This window comes from Mesorhizobium sp. M5C.F.Ca.IN.020.29.1.1 (assembly GCF_003997375.1).
Classification (GTDB): domain Bacteria; phylum Pseudomonadota; class Alphaproteobacteria; order Rhizobiales; family Rhizobiaceae; genus Mesorhizobium; species Mesorhizobium wenxiniae.
On the sequence record NZ_RZSW01000834.1, the window covers coordinates 1 to 1,920 of the forward strand.

At 60.4% G+C, this 1,920-nt stretch carries 1 protein-coding gene and 1 pseudogene; both read right to left on the reverse strand.

The genetic code is table 11. The features are described from left to right. A pseudogene (locus EOA85_RS34075) lies at positions 1-278 on the reverse strand (penicillin-binding protein); the annotation flags it as partial. A 212-nt stretch (positions 279-490) separates the two neighbouring features. Continuing rightward, positions 491-1,768: an N-acetylmuramoyl-L-alanine amidase gene (locus EOA85_RS34080; protein WP_127212620.1), complete on the reverse strand. Its 1,278-nt coding sequence runs from the start codon at positions 1,766-1,768 to the stop codon at positions 491-493. Positions 1,769-1,920 lie beyond the last annotated feature (152 nt).

The window sequence follows — 1,920 nt, forward strand, 5'->3', positions numbered from 1 at the left end:
TTGTAGAAATTCTTGTCCTCGGCAGACAGGAAGGCCGCCTTGACACGATCCGGCACCGCCTGGATCGGCAAATACAGGCGCCGCTCGCGCGCATATTCGGCCATCAGCGCACCGTCGGATGCATGGATGCGGGTCGTCACTGGCGGTTCATACTTGGCCAGCACCTCGTAGTCGGGCAGATCCTTCGACAAATGGCTGATATAGATCGCCACGCCCGCCGCGACCAAAAGGGCCAGCGCCGTGCCGATGCCGAAGAAATAGCCAATGAGACGAATCATGCCCGCTCCAGTCCTTGGTTCGGGAATTTCCTAAACGAAGCCGCCTTTCGCGCAAGCTTTCGAGACGATCCCGACCGGTAATCGAAAACCCATGTCGCCACCATGTGGGCAAAATGCGGCAGCCTGGAATTTCGGCTTCGAATGGCCAAAATATAAGTGCAAAGTGTTGTCGTCGTGCAACGCTGCCTCTGGTTGTGGCGAGGGCCGGCGTCTCAGCCTCCGGTTCCGGCTCCGGCCTTGGTTGAAGCGAACAGGGCGATCGCATTGGTTATGCTCTGGGCCGCCTTGCCGCGCCAATCGGCGCTGAGCAGTTGCGCCTCGTCCTTGGCGTTCGACAGATAGCCGAGTTCGACCAGCACGGAGGGGACATCCGGCGCCTTCAACACTTTGAAGCTGGCCGAACGCTGCGGATTGTTGATGAGGCCGACACTGGTGGAAAGCTGGCCGACCAAAGTCTGGGCGAAACTCATCGAGAAACTATGCGTCTCGCGCCGAATCAGGTCGATCAGGATGTCGGTCACTTCCTTGTTGTCGTCCTTGATTTCCATGCCGGCAAATTGGTCGGAAAGGTTTTCACGGTCGGCGAGCGCCTGCGCTTCCGGGTCGGAAGCCTTGTCGGAGACCGTGTAAACGGTTGCGCCGCGAAGGCCCTTGACCCTGATCGTGTCGGCGTGGATCGAAATGAGCAGATCGGCCTCGTGCTGGCGGGCTATGCGCACGCGGTCGTCCAGCCGCAGGAATTGATCTGTCTCGCGCGTCATGAACACGTCGTATTTGCCGACTGCGGCAAGTCTTTCCCGCAATTCGGTGGCGAAGGCGAGCGTGACGTTCTTCTCGACCGTGCCGTTCAGGCCCTCGGCGCCGCCGTCGATGCCGCCATGGCCTGGATCGATGACGACGGTGAAGCGATGGCCTGGATTGGAGACCGGGCCGGTGCCGACCCTGCCACCCTTGTCGGAGGAGACCGTCGAGCCGGTGGTCAGCGCCTGATTGGCAAGAGCGGCGTCGAACTCCCGCACGGACGCCGCCGACATGTCGATAGCGATGCGGTAGCCGCTGCTGTCATCGTTCTTGAGCACGTCGAGCCTGTCGACGGCGAACGGGCCCTTGCCGGTGAGAATCAGCCGCGACACCCCCTCGCCGAGATCGCCGTAGCGCACGCTCCTGACCAGGCCGCGCGCCTTCACATCCTTGGCATTGATGGCGAATTTCGTGCTTGGCAGGTCGACGACCAGACGGTGGGGGCCGCGCAGCAGAAACCATTTGACGTCGGGTTCGCGATCGAAATTCATGACGATGCGCATCTTGGTGGCGTCACCCGCCATTTTGTAGCTCGTCACCGCGAGCGGTGCGTCGGCAGCAAAGGAAACCGGCGAAAAGGCCAGGCAAGCGACAACCACCAACAGCAGACAAGCAGCGCGGAAGTAGGCAGCGTAGAAGAAAATGCCTCCGGCGCGACTGCTCTTGTGCGTGAAGACTGCCAGTCCCATCTCTTTCCAGTCGCTCCGGTTTGGCGCCAGGCGCCCAATCTTGTTTGTCGGAGTGTCGGCGTCTTGTCGAATGCCGGTTAGGCCGCGAACTCAATTAACGATTGGTATCCAGAGAAGGTTAACCAAGTCTTTTCATGCAAAGGCTTAAGCTG